Origin of the sequence: Micromonospora sp. NPDC001898, from assembly GCF_042891255.1 — a bacterium.
GTDB lineage: Bacteria > Actinomycetota > Actinomycetes > Mycobacteriales > Micromonosporaceae > Micromonospora.
In genome coordinates this window covers 76,042-91,311 of sequence record NZ_JBIATC010000016.1, presented here as the reverse complement: position 1 = coordinate 91,311, position 15,270 = coordinate 76,042, and the positions used below count along the sequence as shown (strand labels likewise).

At 72.5% G+C, this 15,270-nt stretch carries 13 protein-coding genes and 1 pseudogene; 12 read left to right on the top strand and 2 right to left on the bottom strand.

Annotation, left to right across the window (positions count from 1 at the left end; genetic code table 11):
• Positions 1–32: 32 nt before the first annotated feature.
• From ACFYZF_RS25290 to ACFYZF_RS25235, 12 genes and pseudogenes are all read left to right on the top strand, one after another.
• Positions 33–686: pseudogene (locus tag ACFYZF_RS25290) on the top strand (NAD(P)-dependent oxidoreductase); the annotation flags it as partial.
• A 51-nt stretch (positions 687–737) separates the two neighbouring features.
• A complete protein-coding gene (locus ACFYZF_RS25285; RefSeq protein ID WP_387024818.1) occupies positions 738–1,937 on the top strand; it encodes a thiolase family protein in 1,200 nt (399 codons plus the stop codon).
• A complete protein-coding gene (locus tag ACFYZF_RS25280; RefSeq protein WP_387024760.1) occupies positions 1,934–3,160 on the top strand; it encodes an acyl-CoA dehydrogenase family protein in 1,227 nt (408 codons plus the stop codon). Before ACFYZF_RS25285 ends, ACFYZF_RS25280 begins: the two co-directional genes overlap by 4 nt.
• Positions 3,157–4,008 carry an IclR family transcriptional regulator gene (locus ACFYZF_RS25275; RefSeq protein ID WP_387024758.1) on the top strand — a complete coding sequence of 284 codons (852 nt, stop codon included), beginning with the start codon at positions 3,157–3,159 and terminating at the stop codon, positions 4,006–4,008. The genes ACFYZF_RS25280 and ACFYZF_RS25275 overlap by 4 nt, the downstream gene beginning before the upstream one ends.
• Positions 4,009–4,049: 41 nt before the next feature.
• On the top strand, positions 4,050–4,775 hold the full coding sequence (locus ACFYZF_RS25270; protein ID WP_387024756.1) for an SDR family NAD(P)-dependent oxidoreductase: 726 nt from the start codon (positions 4,050–4,052) through the stop codon (positions 4,773–4,775).
• Between the two features lie 10 nt (positions 4,776–4,785).
• Entirely contained in the window at positions 4,786–5,925 is a 1,140-nt protein-coding gene (locus ACFYZF_RS25265; RefSeq protein ID WP_387024754.1) for an acyl-CoA dehydrogenase family protein, read from the top strand.
• Positions 5,926–5,936: 11 nt separating this feature from the next.
• Positions 5,937–7,094 (top strand): CaiB/BaiF CoA transferase family protein, encoded by a 1,158-nt coding sequence (locus tag ACFYZF_RS25260; protein ID WP_387024816.1) that lies wholly within the window; start codon positions 5,937–5,939, stop codon positions 7,092–7,094.
• Between the two features lie 4 nt (positions 7,095–7,098).
• Complete coding sequence (locus ACFYZF_RS25255; protein WP_387024752.1) at positions 7,099–7,896, top strand: enoyl-CoA hydratase/isomerase family protein; 798 nt, start codon at positions 7,099–7,101, stop codon at positions 7,894–7,896.
• On the top strand, positions 7,893–8,999 hold the full coding sequence (locus tag ACFYZF_RS25250; protein ID WP_387024750.1) for an acyl-CoA dehydrogenase family protein: 1,107 nt from the start codon (positions 7,893–7,895) through the stop codon (positions 8,997–8,999). The genes ACFYZF_RS25255 and ACFYZF_RS25250 overlap by 4 nt, the downstream gene beginning before the upstream one ends.
• Complete coding sequence (locus ACFYZF_RS25245; RefSeq protein WP_387024748.1) at positions 8,996–10,501, top strand: class I adenylate-forming enzyme family protein; 1,506 nt, start codon at positions 8,996–8,998, stop codon at positions 10,499–10,501. The genes ACFYZF_RS25250 and ACFYZF_RS25245 overlap by 4 nt, the downstream gene beginning before the upstream one ends.
• Positions 10,491–11,411 carry an acyl-CoA dehydrogenase family protein gene (locus ACFYZF_RS25240; protein WP_387024746.1) on the top strand — a complete coding sequence of 307 codons (921 nt, stop codon included), beginning with the start codon at positions 10,491–10,493 and terminating at the stop codon, positions 11,409–11,411. Before ACFYZF_RS25245 ends, ACFYZF_RS25240 begins: the two co-directional genes overlap by 11 nt.
• A complete protein-coding gene (locus ACFYZF_RS25235) occupies positions 11,408–12,601 on the top strand; it encodes a thiolase family protein (RefSeq protein ID WP_387024744.1) in 1,194 nt (397 codons plus the stop codon). Before ACFYZF_RS25240 ends, ACFYZF_RS25235 begins: the two co-directional genes overlap by 4 nt.
• Positions 12,602–12,635: 34 nt before the next feature.
• Here ACFYZF_RS25235 and ACFYZF_RS25230 read toward each other — a convergent pair whose 3' ends face one another.
• Positions 12,636–13,574, bottom strand: a complete 939-nt coding sequence (locus tag ACFYZF_RS25230) for an alpha/beta hydrolase (RefSeq protein ID WP_387024742.1) — start codon at positions 13,572–13,574, stop codon at positions 12,636–12,638.
• Between the two features lie 175 nt (positions 13,575–13,749).
• Positions 13,750–15,006, bottom strand: coding sequence for an acyltransferase family protein (locus ACFYZF_RS25225; protein ID WP_387024740.1), 1,257 nt, complete (start codon positions 15,004–15,006; stop codon positions 13,750–13,752).
• Positions 15,007–15,270: the final 264 nt, after the last annotated feature.

The following is a 15,270-nucleotide window of genomic DNA, read 5'->3' as shown; positions in this document are numbered from 1 at the left end:
GTTTCGTGGGGCTGGGCAACATCGGCCGGCCGATGGCCGCCGCACTGGCGGGTGCGTTCCCGGTGGTCGTGTACGACGTGGACGCGTCGGCCGCGGCCGACGTGCCCGGTGCCCGGGTCGCGGCCTCGCTGGCCGAGGTGGGCGCCGCCGCCTCCGTGGTGGGCGTCGCCGTCTACGACGATGCCCAGGTCCGCGACGTGGTGACCGGGCTGCTGGCCGGGATGCGCCCAGGCGGCACCATCCTGGTGCACAGCACGATCTCGCCGGGCACGGTGCGGGACGTCGCAGCCCAGGCGGGCGCGGCCGGGGTGGCGCTGCTGGACGTGGCGGTGGCCGGCGGCGACGCCCGGGCACGACGCGGCGAACTAACCCTGATGGTCGGCGGCGACCCGGACGAGCTGGCCCGCATCCGCCCGGTCCTCGACGCCCTGGGCAGCCGGATCCACCACATGGGGCCGGTCGGCGCGGGACTGGCCGCCAAGCTGGCCAACAACCTGGCGCTGCACGTCGGATTCCAGGTGCTGGAGGAGGCCCTGGCGCTGGGCGGCGGCGCGGGCGTCGGCGAGGCGGCGCTGCTGGAGGTGCTGGACTCCGGCACCGGGCAGTCCTGGCTGACCGGCAACTTCGCCTACTACCGCCGGCAGATCCGCGAGGTGCTACCGCCCGGCATGGTCGCCAAGGACCTGCACGCCGCCGTCGCGCTGGCCGGCGACGGCGCGGACATCCCGCTGACCCGGCTGGCCGCCGGCACCCCCTCGCGGGAGGCGGTGGTGGTGGCGGCGGTGCGGACCCCGCTGGGCCGCCGCCGGGGCAAGCTGAGCGGGGTACGCCCGGACGAGCTGCTGGCCTACACCCTGCGCCGGCTCGTGCAGCGGGCCGGCATCGCGCCGGACACGGTCGACGACGTGATCGCCGGATGCGTCAACGCGGTCGGTGAGCAGGGGCGCAACATCGCCCGGGTGGCCGCGCTGGCCGCCGGCCTGCCGGTCACGGTGCCCGGTGTGACGGTCAACCGGATGTGCGGCTCCAGCCAGCAGGCGCTGCACTTCGCGGCGCACGCGGTGCTGAGCGGCCAGCAGCGGATGGTGATCGCCGCCGGCGTCGAGTCGATGTCCCGGGTACCGCTGGGCGCCGACGCGGCGGGCGTCGCCCCACCGGGCGCGGTCACCGGCCGGTACGAGCTGGTGGACCAGGGCGTGGCGGCGGACCGGATCGCCGCGCGCTGGCACCTGGACCGTGCCGAGCTGGACGCCTTCGCCCTGGCCAGCCACCGCAACGCCGAGGCGGCCTGGCGGGACGGCCGGTTCGCCGACGAGTGCGTACCGGTGCCCGCCGACCTCACCGCGGCGCTGCTCGCCGCCGAGCTGCCCGACGCCGGCTGGCTGATCGAGCGGGACGAGGGCATCCGGCCCGACACCTCGCTGGCGGCCCTGGCCGCGCTGGAGCCCGCCTTCGGCGCGGACGGCGCACACCACGCCGGCAACTCCAGCCAGCTCACCGACGGCGCGGCGGCCGTGCTGGTCTGCGACGGCGCCGAGGCGCAACGGCTCGGGCTCGTACCGCTGGCACGGATCGTGGCCACCGAGGTCGTCGGCGTGGACACCGACCTGATGCTGCACGGCGTCATCCCGGTGACCCGGCGCATCCTGGAGCGCACCGGGCTGACCATTGCCGACATCGACCTGTACGAGGTCAACGAGGCGTTCGCCAGCGTCCCGCTGGCCTGGCTGCGGGAGACCGGCGCCGATCCCGGCCGGCTCAACGTCAACGGTGGCGCCATCGCGCTGGGCCATCCCACCGGGTGCTCGGGTGCCCGACTGGCCACCACCCTGCTGTACGAGCTGCACCGCCGGGGTGGCCGGTACGGGTTGCAGGTCATGTGCGTCGGATACGGAATGGCCACCGCGACGCTCTTCGAACGGATTGGTGAGGCATGAGCGAGCTGCTGTCGGCGCAGAACCGGGAGATCCTGGACGGGTTGCGCGACTTCCTGAACGCGGAGGTCCTCGCCCGCCACCGCGAGGCCGGTGCGCTGCTGTCCGACCCGCGCCAGCGGTACGGGCCGGACGGCCGGCACGTCGCCGCCGTCGAGGAGCACCGCCGCGCGGTCCGGACGGCCTCGGCCCGCGCCGGGTACTACACGATGTGCGTTCCCGAGGAGCTGGGCGGCGGTGGGCAGGGCGCGGTCACCATGTACGCGGCGTGGGAGCTCATCAACCGGCTCTGCGGCAGCGGCGGCTGGCTGGGCAGCGAGGTGGTGGCGCACTGGGCCACCGGACCGAGCGTGGTGTTCGCCCGCGCCGGGCAGCGGCTGCGGGACACGTACCTGGACCGGCTGCTCTCCGGCGAGCAGACCATGTGTTTCGCGATGTCCGAGCCCGGCGCCGGCTCGGACGTGTGGCAGATGTCGACCCGGGCGGTACCCGAGGCCGGCGGCTGGCGGCTCACCGGCGTCAAGCAGTGGATCTCCAACGGGCCGCATGCCGACCTGGCCATCGTCTTCGCGGTCACCGATCCCGAGAGGGTGCGGGCCCGGGCGGGCGGCATCTCGGCGTTCCTGGTGCCGACCGACGCGCCGGGATTCCAGGTGGACAGCGTCATCGGCCTGTACGGCCAGATGGGCGGCGAGCATGCCATCCTGTCGTTGGACGAGGTGCGCGTCGAGGACTGGCAGCTGTTCGGCGAGCCGGGCGGCGGGCTGTCGCTCGGGCTGGACGGCATCGCCACCGGACGGCTGTACAACACGGCGAAGGGCGTCGGGTTGGCCCGCTGGGCGCTGCGCCTGGCGGTCGACTTCGCCACCGAGCGGGAGACGTTCGGCACCCGGCTGTTCGACAACCAGGGCATCTCGTTCCCGCTGGCCGATGCCGCCACCCGGATCCACGCGGCGCACCTCATGGGACTGCACGCCGCCGAACTGGTCGACGCCGGGCGTCCCGCCCTGACCGAGGTGGCGATGGCCAAGCTGTTCGCCACGGAGATGGCCACCGATGTCATCGACCGGGCCATGCAGACGCTGGGCGGAATGGGCATCACCACCGAGGTGGGGCTCGCAAAGGCGTGGCAGGGCATGCGGACGGTCCAGATCGCGGACGGCTCCTCGGAGATACTCAAGCGGCTCATCTCACGGCGCCTGGCCAATGGAGAGATGAGCGGATGAGTCGAGGTGACGCTGCCATGACCGAGGAATATCGGGTTCCCGCCATCGAACGGGCCGTACGGGTACTGCGGCTGCTTGCGGCGCAGGACTCAATGTCGCTGGCGAAGACGGTGGAAGCCACCGGCATGAACAAGAGCACCACCTATTACATCCTTCGTACCCTGCTGGCCGAGAATCTCGTCCAGTACGACGACACCGGGCAGGGCTACCAACTCGGTCCCGCACTGGTCGAACTCGGCGCCGCCGCGGCCAACCAGATGAACGACGTCAGCATCGCCAAGCGCAGCCTGGCGAAACTGCTGGACCAGATGAACGCCACGATCGTGCTGTACCGGCGGATCAGCCTGACGGAGATCATCCTGGTCGACAAGCTGGAGCGCCCGCACCGGGTACGCATCACCCTGCAGGTCGGCACGCCGGTGCCGATCCAGGGCGGCTCGTTCGGTCGGGTCTTCCTCGCCTACGACGAGCCCTCGCAGGTCAATGCCGCGCTGGCCACCGGGCTGCAACTGTTCACCAGCAAGAGCGTCACCCGCAGGGAGATCTTCCTGCGCGACCTGGAACGGGTGCGCGAGCAGGGTTTCGCGGTCGACCACGAGGGCTACGCGCTGGGCGTCAGCACCGTCGCCGCGCCGATCTTCGGGCCGGACGGGCGGATCCGGCTGGTCGCCGCCGCCGTGGCTTTCACCAGTGAGATGGACGAACAACAATCCGCTTTGTACGGGCGGCTGCTGCGCGAATGCTGCGAGCGGATCACGAAAATGCTCGCCGGTCGTACCGAACTCGTCGGTCAGGACGAGTCCTGGGCCGACCACCAACCTCCGAAAGACAGGGAGTACCGCACATGACGGCTACGGCCTCGGTTTCAACACAGACGCTTCGCGGTCAGGTGGCCGTCGTCACCGGCGGGGCGGGCGGGCTGGGCCTGGCCATCAGCCGGGAACTCGGGATGGCCGGCGCCATTGTGATCGTCGCCGACATCGCCGCCGAACCCGCCGCCCGCAGCGCCGAACAGCTCGCCGCGGATGGCGTCGACGCGCATCCGCACGTGCTGGACGTGACGTCCCGGCAGAGCATCGACGCGATGGCCGCCGAGGTGAATTCCCGCCACGGCCGCATCGACATCCTGGTCAACAACGCCGGCTTCCCGGTGGACCGGCCGCTGGTGTCCATGAGTGACGAGGACTGGCACCAGGTGCTCAACGTGTGCCTGTACGGCACCTTCGCGTGCAGCCGCGCCGTGGTGCCGGGCATGATCGAGCGCGGCTACGGGCGGATCCTCAACATCAGCTCCCGCGCGTACCTGGGCAACCCGGGGCAGGCGAACTACGCGGCGGCCAAGGCCGGCATCGTGGGCCTGACCCGTACCCTGGCCAAGGAGCTCGGCAAGCACAACATCACGGTCAACGCGATCGCCCCCGGCCTGATCGCCACCGAGACCGTCCGCCGACACCCGAAGTTCGACGCCATCGCGGAACGGGCGGAGCGCGCCAACTCGATCCGCCGCCTCGGCACCCCCGAGGACATCTCCGCCGCCGCGCTGTACCTCGCCTCGCCGGCAGCCTCGTTCGTCACCGGGGACGTGCTGCACGTCACCGGCGGCCGGTTCAGCTGAGGCGGCGGCGATGGATGTCCTGCTGAGTGAGGACGAGCGGCTGCTGCGCGACAGCGTGCGCTCGTACCTCGACGCGAAGATCGCGCCGATCGTGACCGAACACGAACGCGCCCGCACCTTCCCCTGGGACCGGCTGGCCGAGCTGTACGAGTTCGGGTACGTGCGCGGCGTGGTGCCGGAGGCGGACGGCGGCGACGGCGCCAGCCACATGGTGCTGGCCCTGCTGATGCAGGAGGCCGGTCGCTGCTGGGGTTCGCTGCGCACCACGCTCAACGTGCAGAGCATGGTGGCCCGGGTACTGAGCACGGCCGGCACGCCGGAGCAGAAGGAGCGGTTCCTTCGGCCGTTGCTGGCCGGGCAACGGTTCGGCTGGTTCGCGCTCACCGAACCCGACGCGGGTTCCGACGCCGGTGCGTTGCGCACGACCGCCCGGCTCGACGGGGACGACTATGTCATCAACGGCCGGAAGCTCTACATCACCAACGCCCTGGCCGGCGACTTCGGGGTCGTGCTGGCCCGGGTGCCGGACACCGGCGAGGTCAGCGCGTTCCTGGTCGACCGGACGGAGTCGGAGTACCAGGCCTACGACATCCCGCACATGCCGCTGCGGGCCACGACCAGCTGCGAACTGGTCTTCGACCAGACCCGGATTCCGGCGACCAACCTGCTCGGCGAGTTGGGCCGGGGGCTGGCCCTGGCGATGTCCGGCGTCAACCTGGGCCGGCTGAACATGGCGATGGGCGCGGTCGGGCTGTCCCAGGCGTGCCTGGAGGCCTGCGTGGACTTCGCCCGCACCCGGGAACAGTTCGGCCGTCCGATCGCCGGATTCCAACTGGTGCAGGAGATGGTGGTGCAGGTCGCCACGCTCACCGAGACCGCCCGGCTGTTGGGCTACCAGGCGGCCCGCACCCTCGACGCCGGGCTGCCGGGCCGGTACGAGTGCTCGATGGCCAAGTACTACTGCGGCGAGGCGGTCGGTCAGGCGGCAACGCTCGCGTTGCAGGTGCACGGCGGGGCCGGGCTGATGGAGGAGTCCCCGGTGGAGCGCTACTTCCGCGACGCGCGGGAGGCGACCATCCCCGAGGGCACCAGTCAGATCCAGATCCTGCACCTGGGCAAGCACCTGCTCGGGGTGTCGGCACTGCGATGAACACCGCACACATCGGAGGAGACGTCATGTCCGGGCCGCTACAGGGGGTACGGGTCATCGAGGTGGCGGCGCTGGGCCCGGTGCCGTTCGCCGGGATGCTGCTGGCCGACATGGGCGCCGAGGTGATCCGGGTCGACCGGGTGGGCGCCCCCGCGCCGGGTGCGGGAGCGAGCGTCGAGACGGATCCACGGCACCGGCACCGGCGCACCGTGGCACTGGACCTCAAGCGGTCCGAGGGCGTGGACCTGCTGCTGCGCCTCGTGGAGGGCGCCGACGTGCTGATGGAGGGGATGCGGCCCGGCGTGATGGAGCGGCTGGGCGCTGGCCCGCAACCCTGCCTGGAACGCAATCCGGGGCTGATCTACGCCCGGATGACCGGCTGGGGGCAGGACGGGCCGCTGGCCCAGCGGGCCGGGCACGACATCAACTACATCGGGATCGCCGGAGCGCTGCACCCGATGGGGCCGGCCGAGCTGCCACCGCCGGTGCCGTTGAACCTGGTCGGCGACTTCGGCGGCGGCGCGATGTACCTGGCCTTCGGCATCGCCTGCGCGCTGCGGGAACGGGAGCGCTCCGGGGCCGGGCAGGTCATCGACGCGGCCATGGTGGACGGTGCCGTCTCGCTGACCGCGATGTTCCACGGGATGCTGGCCGCCGGCACCTGGTCGGACCGGCGGGAGAGCAACGTGCTCGACGGCTCGGCGCACTTCTACCGCACGTACCGCACCGGCGACGGTGGCTTCATGGCGGTCGGCGCGATCGAGCCGCAGTTCTACGCCCAGCTGCTGTCCGGGCTCGGGGTGGCCGCCGCCGACTTTCCGCAGCACGACCGGGAGCGGTGGCCCGCGTCGGCCGCCGCGTTCGCCCGGATCTTCGCCACCCGCACCCGGGACGAGTGGACCGCGGTGTTCGACGGTACCGACGCCTGCGTCACGCCGGTGCTGTCGATGGCCGAGGCCGCCGCTCACCCGCACCTGGCCGCCCGGGGCACGTTGGTGCCGGTCGCGGGCACGCCCCAGCCGGCACCCGCGCCGCGGTTCTCCCGGACCGCCGCGGTGCCGCCGGGCCCGCCGGTCGGGTACGGCCGGCACACCGACGAGCTGCTCGCCGGCCTCGGACTGTCCGTAGCAGACATCGAACGGCTTCGCGCCGAGCGGATCGTGGGTTAGTGACATGACCAACGAGGACATCGAGTACGACGAGCGCGACGGCATCGCCACCATCCGCCTCAACCGGCCGGAGGTGGGCAACGCGCTGTCCCGACGGATGCGGCCCCGGCTGCGCGAGTTGTGGGCGAGGGTACGCGACGACCCGGCGGTGCGGGTGGTCATCGTCACCGGCGCCGGGGACCGGCACTTCTGCACCGGTGCCGACGTCCGCGAGGTGGCCGACGCCGGTACGACCTCGTCCGGGCACGGCACGGTGGCCGAGGACATCGTCTGGTCACCGTTGCAGAACCAGGTGTGGAAGCCCGTCATCTGCGCCGTGAACGGGCTGGTCGCCGGAGGTGGGCTGCACTTCGTCGCGGACGCAGACGTCGTCGTGGCCGCCGAGCACGCCCAGTTCATGGACACCCATGTCAGCGTCGGGCAGGTCGGTGCGGTGGAGAACATCGGGCTGGCCCGCCGCCTGCCGCTGGGCACGGTGCTGCGGATGACGCTGGCGGGCCGGGGCTTCCGGCTCGACGCGACCCGCGCGTACCAGCTTGGTCTGGTCGATGAGCTGGTGCCGGCGGCCGGCCTGATGGACGCCGCGCGGGAACTGGCCACGGCCATCGCCGCCAACTCCCCGAGTGCCGTGTCGCGCTCGAAGCAGGCCATCTGGGGTGCCGCCGAGCGGCCACACCAGGAGGCCCTGGAGTACGGCTGGGAACTGGCCCGCCGGCAGTGGACCCACCCCGACTTCGTCGAGGGCGCGCGTGCCTTCGTGCAGCGACGCCCGCCGCAGTGGAACACCGGGGTGCCGGCATGAGGTGGGCCTTCACCGGCGACCAGGAACGCCTGCGCGACGAGGTGCGGGTCTTCCTGGCCGAACACGCGCACAGGCGCGACCCGATGCAGTACTTCCACGGCCGTGGCGGCGCCAGCCGCGAGCTGTACCGCGAACTCGGCCGGCGCGGCTGGCTACGGCTGGCCTGGCCGCGTGAGTGGGGCGGGCAGGACGCGCGGCCCTCCACCGAGTTCATCGTCTGGGACGAGATGGCCTATGCCCGAGCGGTACGCCCCGACCTGGCCGCCGGGATCGTCGCGAAGACCATCATCGGACACGGCACGGACGCGCAACGGGCCCGCTTCCTGCCCGGCATCGGCCTCGGCGAGATCAGCTTCGCGTTGGGGTACTCGGAGCCGGAAGCCGGATCGGACCTGGCCGGGGTGCGCACCCGGGCGGTACCCGACGGCGACGGGTACCGGGTCACCGGCGAGAAGCGGTGGACCTCCGACGCGCACAACTCCGACTACCTGTGGCTGCTGTGCCGCACCCCGGAAAGCGGTCACACCCTGCTGATGCTCGACCTCACCGCGCCCGGGGTGCAGATCCTGCCGATCCACACCATCGACGGGCACCGGCTCAACGAGGTGAGCCTCGACGACGTGTACGTGCCGCAGGAGAACCGGATCGGCGCCGAAGGCGAGGCGTGGCGGCTGATCCGGGCCGCGCTGGCCGTCGAGCGGCATCTGATGGTGCTGCCCGGCCGGGTCCGCCGCGACTTCGAGGACCTGCTGCGCCTCTCGGCCGAGCGGGGCTGGTCGGCCGACGCGCGGACCCGCGCCGACATCGCCGACATCGCGCTCGACGTGGCCGAGGTGGAGGTGGCGGCCATGAGCACCCTCGCGGCCCTGGAGGCAGGCCACGACGGCGCCGCGCAGGCGGCGCGGGCGAAGCTGCTGGGCAGCAGGACCCTGCAACGCATCGCCCGGCTGCCGTTCGACGTCGGCGATGCCGGGGCCGCCCGCACCGGCACGCCGAGTTTCCTGTGGCACGAGACCTTCATGGAGACCATCGCCGGAGGCACCTCGGAGATCATGCTGGGCGTGCTGGCCCGCGAGGCGCTCGGGCTGGGAGGGCGTCGATGACCGGGTACCTGGACGTGCTCGCCGACCACGCGCGGCACGCGCCGAACGCGCCGGCGCTGATCGACCCGATCGGCGAGTACACCTACGCGGAGCTGTGGACCGCGATCGAGGAGCACGCCGCCGCGCTGCGCGCCCTCGGCGTCGTCCCCGGCGACCGGGTGGTCACCGCGCTGCCGCCCGGCGCCCCGCATCTGGCCGCGTTGTTCGGGGTGATGGCCGCCGGGGCGGTCGCGGTGCCGCTGAACATCCGACTCGCCCCACCCGAGGCGTACGCCTTCCTGGCCCCGCTCCGCCCGGCCCTGCTGCTGGCCGCCGGACCCGACACCGAGCTGGCGGCCCGGCTGGGCTGTGGCCTGGCCACGCTGCTCTCGGCCGGCGCTCCCGGGCCGTTGACCGACCGGATGGCGCTGACCGTCGTGACGCCCGCCTCGTCGTCGCCCGCGTTCCGCGACGAGACGGCCGCGATGATCATCGGTACCGGCGGCACCACCGGCGAACCGAAGGGCGCCACCTGGACCCATGCGGCGCTGTACCAGTACGCCGCGTCCTGTCAGGCGCAGATGGACATCCGGCGCACCGACGTGGAGCTGTACTTCTCCCCGTTCTTCCACATCGCGGTCGCCACGATCGTGTTCGCGACCCTGTTCGCGGGCGGCACCGCTTGGCTGCTGCCGCGCTTCGACGAGGCCGCTGTCCTCGACGCGCTCGCCACCGGCCGGCCCACCCGGCTGTTCGGCGCACCCACCGCACTGTTGCGGCTGCTGGATCATCCCGGCTTCGGTGCGGAGCACGGTGCCTCGATCCGCCGGGTGCTGTTCGGCTCCACCGCCAGCGTGCCTGCCTTCCCCGGTCGGCTGCGCGCCGCGTTCCCACGGGCCCACCTGATCACCGGGTACGGCGCCACCGAGTTCGGCGCGGTGGCCCGGGTCCGCTCCTGGGAACAGGAGGACGGCGTCGAGCGGGGGCTGGGCCGCCCGGTGCCGGGCGCGTCGATCCGCATCGTCGACGACGCCGGCCACGACGTGCCCCGGGGCGGCGTCGGCGAGGTACTGGTCCGTGCGCCGTGGCAGATGTCCGGGTACTGGGCGCGGCCGGAACAGACCCGGGCCACGGTGGTCGACGGTGCGATCCGCTCCGGTGACCTCGGCCGGCTCGACGAGGACGGCTTCCTCCACCTGGCCGGGCGCGCCAAGGACATGATCATCTCGGGGGGCGAGAACGTCTTCCCGATCGAGGTGGAGAACGTGATCGCCCGGCATCCGCAGGTGCACCAGGCTGCGGTGTTCGGCGTGGACGACCCGCTGTGGGGCGAACGGGTGGAGGCCGCCGTCGTGCCACACCCCGGTGGCGGCGTCGATCCCGACGGGCTGCGTGAGCACTGCCGCGCCGAACTGGCCGGGTACAAGGTGCCCCGCCGGTTCCACGTGCTCGACGAGCTGCCGGTGACCCCGGCGATGAAGGTGGACAAACGTGCCCTACGGGAGGTCACCCGTGACGCTTGAGGTGGACTACGGCCAGCAGCCGCGCGAGTTCGCGGAGGCGGTGCGCACGCTGTGCCGGCGTCATGAGGAGGGTTGGCGCCACCTGCCCGGCGACGGGTTTCCCGAGCAGACCTGGCAGGACCTCGCCGACATCGGGTTCCTCGGCCTCTCAGCCGAGGGCACCGAGGTGGCCGGCGAGATCGCCGCCGTCATGGAGGAGCTGGGCGGCCTCGGCTGCCCCGGCCCGCTCTGGGAAACCGTCCTGGCGACCCGCGCCGCCGCCGAACCGCCGGCAGACGGCATCGCCACGGTGGGTACCGGCGGCCCGCTGCCCTGGGGACACCGCGCCACCGTGTTCTTCGCGCTCACCGACGACGGCCTCTGGGAGTGTGAGCCGGTCGGCGAGGCGGTGCCGACACCGATGCTCACCGGTGAACTGTGGGCCGAGGTGCCGCTGGCACCCCGCAGGCGGGTTCCCGACGAGTGCGGCGCGCTCGCCCTGGGCGACCTGGCGCTCGCCGCGCAACTCGTCGGCGCCGGTGCCCGGCTGGTGCGGGACGCCGCCGAGTACGTGGCCGGCCGCCACCAGTTCCGCCGGCCGCTGGGCGACTTCCAGGGCGTGGCCTTCCCACTCGCCGAGGCCGACATCGGACTGGCCGCCGCGCGGGCCCTGACCAGCCGGGCCGCGTCCCGGCTGGCGGACGGCGGCGCGGACGCCGCCCGCGCCGCCCGCGCCGCCGTCCTTTCCGCCGCCCGCGCGGCCCGAACCGCCACCTACCACACGTTCCAGGCGTACGGCGCGATGGCGTTCACCGAAGAGGGCGGCGTGGCCTGGTACGGGCGGCGCATCGCGCAGCTGCGCGCCCAGGCGCTGACCCCGTACCGCAGGGCGGCGTGGACCGTCGACGTCTTCGAGAGGAACACCCCATGACCGACGACGTTGTCGTTCTCGCCACGGCCCGTACCCCGTTCGGCCGCTTCGGCGGTGCCCTTCGTGACCTGCCCCTGCCCGACCTCGGCGTGATCCCGGTGGGCGCCGTGCTGCACCGCGCCGGGCTGACCGGCGCGGACGTCGACGAGTTGGCGTTCGGGGTGAACTTCCCCGGCTCAGAGCGCTCGGTGGCCCGGCAGGTGCTGCTGCGGGCCGGCATCCCCGAGGAGAAGGTCGCGTACACCGTCGACCGGGCCTGCTGCTCGTCGCTCGCGGCGATCACGCTGACCAGCCGGGGACTGCGGCTCAACGACACCGCGCTGAGCGTCGCCGGGGGCGTGGAGAACCTGAGCCGGGTGCCGTACTTCGTGCACGCGGCCCGCTTCGGGAACCGGATCGGCGACATCGTGCTCACCGACCAACTCGTCGTCGCCTGCCCGCACACGGGGGTACCCCGGGCCGTGCAGGCCGGCGCCGAGGCCACCGAGTACGGGGTGGACCGGGCCGAACAGGACGACTGGGCGCTGCGCAGCCAGCAACGGTACGCGGACGCCCTGGCCCGCGGCTGCTTCGACGACGAGATCGTGCCGGTGGACGTGCCGGACCGGACCGGCCGCCCGGTACGGCTGGCCGCCGACGAGGCGCCGCGGCCCGACACCACAGCACAGCGACTGGCCGCGCTGCCGACGGTCTACGACAGCGCCACGGTGACGGCGGGCAACGCGCCCAACATGAGCACCGGCGCGGTGGCCCTGGTGCTGGCCAGTACGGCGGAGGCGACGCGGCGCGGCACCACCGGCCTGGCCACCATCAGCGCGTGCACCCAGGTCTCCGGCGATCCGCAGCGCCTGGCGTCGATGCCCGCGCGGGCGGCCCAGCGGGCACTGGCCAAGTCCGGCCTGACCCTCGACGACATCGACCTGATCGAGGTCAACGAGGCATTCGCGGCGGTGCCCCTGGTCACGACACTCGCCCTGGCGGACGGGGACCGGGGCGAGGCGCTGCGGCTGCGCGAGCGGACGAACGTCAACGGCGGCGCTGTCGCGGTCGGTCACCCCACCGGCGCTACGGGCGGCCGGCTGGTGATGACGATGATCAACGAGCTGCGCCGGCGGGGTGGGGGGAGGGGCCTGGTCGCCATCTGCGGCGGCGTCGGCGAAGCCGAGTCGGTCATCGTCACCGTCCGCTGACCTGGGGCCTGCGGGAGCACACACCGCCGGGCGGTCAGAGCATCCGGCGGAAGGCGGCCACCGCGTCCTGCTGCATCCGCCGCGACACCGCCGCCTCGGTCACCAGCGCGGAGCCGTGGAAGGTGGCCGGGTACAGGTGCGCCTCGGTCGGCACGCCGGCCTGGGCCAGCCGCTGGGCATAGTGCATTCCCTCGTCGCGTACCGGATCGAACTGGCAGCTCGATATGAACGCCGGCGGCAGCCCGGCGAGATCCTCCGCGCGGGCCGGGGCGGCGTACGGCGACACGCTCGGGTCGCCGGGCTTGACGTCGTCCCCGAGGTAGTAGGCCCAGCCCAGCTCGGCGCTGGGGCGATTCCAGATCGGGGTGTCGACGTAGGCGCGCATGGACACGCTGTCGAGCTGGTCGTCGAGCACCGGGACGTCAAGGTACTGCATGGCCAGCGGCGGGCCGCCGCGGTCGCGGGTCAGCAGGGTGAGGCCGGCGGCGATCCCGCCACCGGAGCTGCGGCCGTAGAGGCCCAGGCGGGTGGGGTCCACGCCGAGTTCGTCGGTGTTGCCGGCCAGCCAGCACAGCACCGCGTAACAGTCCTCCAGGGCCGCCGGGAAGGGCTCCTCGGGCGCGAGGCGGTAGTCGACGGCGATCACCACGGCCCCGATGCCGGTGGCGAACGCGGCGGCGTCGGCGTGTTCGAGCGCTAGGTCGCCGAGCACGAAGCCGCCGCCGTGCAGGTGCAGGACGGCCGGCGCCGGCGCCGCCGCCGGCTGCGGGGTGTAGATCCGCACCGGGACGGCGGGGGCGCCGGGCGGGCCGGGCACCGTGCGGTCCAGCACGGTGAGGCCGGTCAGGTCGGGCTGGGGAAGCTGGGCCGCGATGGCCCGCCCGACTTCGCGGGCGGCGGCCGGGTCGCGAAGGTCGAGGATGGGCAGCATCGGGACGCACGGTGCCAGCTCCGCGTCAAAGGGATACGTCATGACAACCTCCACGGCCGGGACCGCTCGGAAGGCTGCCGAGCGGCACTTGTCTTACCGACGAGCGACCGGGCAAGGATCAGACATCCTGGGCGGTACTACTTTCCCGCCTCGATCCGTCAGAGGGCGTTGATCGCGGTCCGGCACCGACCGCTCACGCGGCCGGTGCCGGACCCGGTCAGCCCGCCAGCAGCAGCGCGACGCCGGCCAGCGCGCCCAGCGCGGAGAAGCCGGCCCCGATGCCCAGGGCGAGCCGTGGCGACTGCGAGACCCGCCGGGAGTACCTGACGGGGTTTTCGACGAAGTGGAAGGTCAACCAGGCCGGGATGATCGACAGTGCGATCACCAGCAGTCCGGTGGACATCGACAGCGGCCCCCAGTACGTGGCCGCGATCGCGAGCATCGGCCAGTGCCACAGGTACAGCGAGTACGACAGCGCGCCGATCCAGCGCAGTGGCGCGATCCCGAGCAGAGTCTCCACCCCGCCCCGGGTTGCGGCGCAGCCGGCCGCGATGACCGCCGCGGTGCCTAGTACCGGCAGGGCGGCAGTGTAGCCGGGGAAGTCCATCATCGGGGTGAAGAACAGGCCCGTCACCAGCACCGCTGCCAACCCGGCCCAGCCCAGCACGACAGCGACCGGCTTGGGCAGGCGGGCCCAGACCCCGACCGACATGGCGACGCCAGCGCCGACGGCCAACTCCCAGATCCGGCTGGTGGTCTGGAAGAACGCGGGCGACTGCGCACCGACGGTGGTGGTTACCGACCAGGCCAGCGAGCCGGCGGCCAGCAGGCCCAGCGCCGTCGCCAGCACCGGCTTCAGCCGGGCGCCGGACACCTTGGCCAGCGCCACCGCCAGCAGGATGAGCAACGGCCAGATCAGGTAGTACTGCTCTTCGACGGCAAGCGACCAGAAATGCTGGACGGGGGACGGCGGCATCGTCGGGTCGGGGTGCGTGAAGCGCTCGGCCAGCCGCCAGTTCAGCAGGTAGGCCACCGCGGCGACAATGTCGCCGCCGATCTGACCCCACCGGCCACGAGGCACCATCAGGAGCACGAACACCGCCGCCGTCAGCAGCACCACGTTGACCGCCGGCAGCAGTCTCTTGGCCCGGCGGGCGTAGAAGTCGATCAGCGCGACCCCACCGGTCCGGTCATGTTCGGACAGCAGTTGGGTGGTGATGAGGTAGCCCGAGATGACGAAGAAGACGTCGACGCCGGCGAAGCCGCCGGAGAACGCCGGCACGCCGGCGTGGAACAGCATCACCATCACCACGGCGACCGCGCGGATTCCCTCGATGTCGCCACGGAATCTGGAGCGCGGCCGGTCGGGCGGGCTTGCGTGGCTCGGCCCACCGACGGCCGGCGATGGCGCCAGCCGTTCAGGGCCGGAGGGTTGGACGGGCGCTAAATGCGCCGGGTCGGCGGGAGCGGACATCATTCCTCCTGAGGGGAATTCAGAAAGCTTGATCTAAATCTATGAGCATGAGGCTGGCTATATCCGTGGCCATTTTCGGCAGGGAATCGTTCTGTTGTTGAGACGTGTGGCGTCGCTATTGCTGTGACATGTCATGAATGGGATACATGGCCGGCCCCGCCGGATCGCAGTGGTGGAGCAGCGTTTTGGGCGTCGACCCGCCGGCCCGCCGGGAGGTCGCGGCGATGTTCGGCGTCTCGTCGGCGACCGCTTTCTGTGGAAAGC